This window comes from Pseudonocardia sp. CA-107938 (genome assembly GCF_050936315.1).
Taxonomy (GTDB): domain Bacteria; phylum Actinomycetota; class Actinomycetes; order Mycobacteriales; family Pseudonocardiaceae; genus Pseudonocardia.
Genome location: NZ_JBNJNA010000001.1, coordinates 2,894,960 through 2,899,314, shown reverse-complemented (window position 1 = coordinate 2,899,314; position 4,355 = coordinate 2,894,960). Strand labels below are relative to the sequence as shown.

3 protein-coding genes are annotated in these 4,355 nt (G+C 72.4%); all 3 read right to left on the bottom strand.

Annotated features, from left to right (window positions below; translation table 11 throughout):
* Nucleotides 1–654: 654 nt before the first annotated feature.
* The 3 genes from ACQEVB_RS14610 to ACQEVB_RS14600 all read right to left on the bottom strand — a co-directional run bounded on the left by ACQEVB_RS14610 (nt 655) and on the right by ACQEVB_RS14600 (nt 4,351).
* Entirely contained in the window at nt 655–1,422 is a 768-nt protein-coding gene (locus ACQEVB_RS14610) for a polysaccharide deacetylase family protein (RefSeq protein WP_432970519.1), read from the bottom strand.
* 11 nt (nt 1,423–1,433) lie between these two features.
* The gene (locus ACQEVB_RS14605; protein ID WP_432970516.1) at nt 1,434–2,888 is read right to left on the bottom strand and encodes an LCP family protein; all 1,455 of its coding nucleotides are present in this window, start codon (nt 2,886–2,888) and stop codon (nt 1,434–1,436) included.
* Between the two features lie 92 nt (nt 2,889–2,980).
* The gene (locus ACQEVB_RS14600) at nt 2,981–4,351 is read right to left on the bottom strand and encodes an MFS transporter (RefSeq protein ID WP_432970513.1); all 1,371 of its coding nucleotides are present in this window, start codon (nt 4,349–4,351) and stop codon (nt 2,981–2,983) included.
* Between the last annotated feature and the right edge of the window lie 4 nt (nt 4,352–4,355).

Below are 4,355 nucleotides of genomic sequence, written 5' to 3'. Positions count from 1 at the left end.
CGCGCAGGCTTCAGCGCACGCAGCGGAGCCGGCGGCCCCACTGTCGTGAGCGGAATTCCTGCGCATGATGAGAGCTCCTGAAGGCGATGCCGTGGTGGGTACTGCGGGAGGTCGAAGACCGCGCCGACCAGGCGCTGAGGTTCTTCGAGGCAGAACGAACACAACTCACGGAACTCGCACGTCGCGCCTGAGGCTGCGACCCGCTCCGGACGGTGGAACGCACGCCCGGTGCTCCGATGGCTCCGGCTCGGGAGTCGCGCTACGACAGCAACCACCGGTCAGGAACCACCGCTCCCCCATGTCGGCGGGAACGCCCGTGACGATAGCCGAGCCGCCGACGTGATGTCCACAGCACTTGATCGACTCTTGAGGTTCGCCGGCCGCGGCCCACCCGCTCGCGACCTGCCTCCGCACCCCCGGCCGCGACCCCGCCCAAGCCACACGGCAGCGTCCCGGACCGCCCGCGCATCGGGACGCGAGGGCACGCGCACCGACCCGGATCGCCGAGCCGGGTCGAGAAATGCGTGCGTGGATTGCGGCCGCGCACAGGGCGTGACTCGATCTCGGTGACGAGCACCCGATCCGGCACGGCGCCGACATTCCCGGTCGCCGGAAGCCACGGTCACGGTTCGGAGTTCGGATGCGGCACCGTCCTCAGCCGTCGGCCCGGCTCGTGCCGAACATCTCGTCGAGGGTGACGGGGGTGAGTTGGCGGTCCCGGATCAACGCGGCGATGTCGTCGAACAGCCCCAGGATCGTCGGGTGGTTGGCGTGCCCGAGGTTGAGCACGCCCGGCTGCAGGTATTTCCGGGCCTGATCCATGAGGAACTGCGGTGTGACGGTCTCGGAGTCGGAGAACGATCCGTTCCACAGCACGGTGCGGGTGTAGCCGAGTTCCCCGGCGATCGCGTCCACCTCGACGGAGCGGAAACCGAACGGCGGCCGGTAGTACGGCCGCGTGGTGGTGCCGAACGTGCTGATGACCCAGTCGTCGTTGCGTTCGAGTTCGGCGCGCCGTTCCTGATCGGAGAGCTTGCGCAGATCGCGGTGGCTGAACGTGTGGTTGATGATCTGCACCTGGCCGGCCGCGACGAGCGGGCGCAGAACCGGGGCGTGTGGCGCCCACGATCGGTGGTACGTGCCGTTCGGGCTGAACGTCAGATGAATGCCGGTGCGCTGCGCGAAATCGACGTACCCGGCGACGACATCGGCTGCGGTGCCGTCGTCCACGGTGAGCGCAATGCGCCGGTCGCTGCCGGCCTCGCCCCGGTTGACGATTTGCGTGGCGCCCGGACGCGCGGCCGGCACCGGCGGCAGCGATGCCGCGGTCGGGGCCGCACGCGCCGTCCCGGCGGGGCCGCCGCAGCCGGAGAGCAGCGCTGCCGCGCCGACGGCGAGCAGCAGCGCGGTGCGCCGGTCCACGTCTCCGGCGACTACTTGACGCACGGGATCCCCGCACCGAACGGAGGAGCGTCGGTGACATCCGGCGCTGCGGTCGGCGGCGCCGCGGTCGCCGCGGCGTGGTCCGCGCCGAGCAGGATCCGCAGGCTGCCGGCCGGCAGCGCGTGGTCGAGGACGGTCGTCGCGATGCCCGCCGCCGCGGCCAGGTCGCGGGCCCGGCCCTCGTCGCCGGGCCCGTACTCGACCGCGCTGACGGCGCGGTGCGGACCGTTGCCGACGGTCCCGGCCCGGTAACCGGCGGCGGTGAGCCGGTCCAGCAGCGCCCGCGCCTGCCCGGTCGCGCTGCTCTCGTTGAGCACGTCGACCACCACACCGGTGGTCGTGCTCGGTGCCGCGGGGGCGGACGGCGCTCCCAGCAGCCGGGCGACGGCGCTGCGGACGGTCGCCGGGTCGACGATGTTGACGTCCTCGCCGCGCGGGTCCTTGCCGAAGTGGTCGATCGGCACCGTGGCGAACGCGACGTTGCCCGCCGCCAGCTCCGACAGCGTGCCGACGAGCCCGGTGACGTCGAGCCCGGGGTCGAGCGCGGTGTTCTGCTTCGCGACGGCGATGAGCCCCTCGAGCCGCGCCGGGTCGGTCAACGTCCCGGTCTGGCGCAGTTGGAACGCCAGCGAGGCGATGAACGCCTGCTGGCGGCGCTCGCGGTCGAGATCGGTGAAGGCGAGCGCCGGGTGGGCGGTGTCGCGGCGCTGCCGCACGAAGGCCACCGCCTGCGCGGCGTCGAGCTGCTGGTACCCCTTGTGCAGGTCGGCACCGGAGTACGTGTCGCTGGTGTCCTCGTTCACGCACACGGTGATCGGCGCGACGACCTGCGCGATCTGGTAGAACGCGACCATCGTCACCTCGACCACGTGGTCGACGGGGACTCCGAGGAACTGGCCGACGGTACGGATCTCCGCGGTGCGCCCGGCGTCCCGGCTGCGCTGCTCCAGCGCCACCGGGTCGGTCACGTGCTCGGCGACGAGCGCGCGGTGCTGCTGGTCGAACGCCAGCCCGTAGGCCTGCTTGATCTTCCCCTTCGCGGTGCCGTCCGGGCTGCCGGCGAGCGCGACGTAGTCGTCGCGCGGCACCGAGATGACGGTCGCGCGGCTGCCGTCGGCCGGCACGTGGATGAGCATGATGACGTTGGCGTTGTGCCCGCCGACGTCGGCACCGCCGGTGTCGAGCGCCTGGTACATCTCCGGCGGGAGCGGGTTCCCGTTCTCGTCGAGCCTGCTGTCGAGGCCGATCAGGAGGATGTTCTGCGCGCCGGTGGCGCCGGAGCTGAGCCCGTCCAGTGCGCCGGAGCGGCGCAGGCCCGCGTCCAGGTCGTGGAGGCTGCTCCACGCGTACCCCGTCACGAGCAGGACCAGCGCGGACGCTCCCGCGATCACGATCCGCACGCAGGTGGTCCAGCGCCGCGGCCGGGGCAACGGTTCGGTGCGCACAGGATCGGAACGTGTGCCCACCGAAATGGTTCCCCCGGCCGACGCCGATGTGTCGCAATCGAATTCCGGGTGTTTCCGACAATGGTCGGCTTTCACCTGGCCGGTGCTGCGTCCGGTCGTCGTGCGGGGGTGAGGACGATGGCGACCCCGGCGGCGACGAGCGCACCGACGGCGGCGGCGGCGAAGCCCCGCTGGTACCCGTCGAGCGTGCCGCCGACGAGGCTGGCTGCCGCGATGCTGGAGATCGCCGCAGCACCGACGGAGGCGCCGAACTCGTGGAAGGTCGACACGATGCCGGAGGCCACGCCCGCTTCTTCCGGCGCGACCTGGCCGAGCGCGGTGGCCGAGGCGACGACGAACATCGCCCCGGTCCCTGCCGCCGCGACGACGACCCCCACGACTGCCGTGACCGGGCCGAGTGCGAGCGCGGGGACGGCCATGCCGGCAGCGGCCAGGACGAGTGCCGTCACGCCGAGCCGGCGTGCCCCGAGACGGGCGATGAGCCGTCCCGCGAGCGTGGCGCTCAGCATGGTGGCCAGCGCGACGGGCAGGAACAGCAGGCCGGTGGCGAGCGGTCCGTAGCCGAGGGTGTTCTGGAAGTAGAAGGTGCCGAGGAAGAACACGACGATCATCAGCGCGGTCGCGAGCGTGATGTGCAGGACGCCGGTGGCCACGGGCCGGCGGATCAGGAGCCGGACATCCATCAGCGGCGCCGCGCTCGCCCGCTGCCAGAGGACGAACAGCACGTACCCCACGGCGGCAGCGAGCACGAGGCCCACGGTGACGATGCTCAGCCAGCCGCGCTCACCCGCGGAGATCAGCGCGTAGATCAGGGTGGCCGAGGAGGCGGTGACGAGCACGGCGCCGAGGACGTCGAGACGCGGACGGGCGCCCGGCCGGAGGGTGGCCGGGAGCAGGACGACCAGGCTGATCACGGTGGCCACCCCGATCGGCACGTTCACGAAGAACACCCACCGCCACCCAGGACCGGCGGCGAGCAGACCGCCGGCCAGCACCCCGATCGCGGATCCGGCGCCGCCGAGCGCGGACCAGATCCCGAGCGCGCGGCCACGCTCCTCGCCGTCGAACAGGGTGACGACGAGCGACAGCGCGGCGGGTGAGAGCAGCGCAGCGCCGAGGCCCTGGGCGATGCGACCGGCGACGAGCGCCTCGGACGTCTGCGCCAGCCCGGTGGCCAGCGAGGCGAGGGTGAACAGGGTGAGGCCGCCGAGCGCGACCGGCTTGGCGCCGCGCAGGTCGACGAGGCGCCCGCCGAGCAGCAGCAGCCCGCCGAAGGTGAGGGTGTAGGCGCTGACGGTCCAGGTCAGGGCCTCGCGGGAGAGCCCGAGATCCGCTTCCATCTGCGGCAGCGCGACGGCGACGACGGTGACGTCGAGGATGAGCATCAGCTGGGCGATGCCGAGGACTCCGAGGATCCGCCAGCGTGCGGGGTGGTTCGACACGATC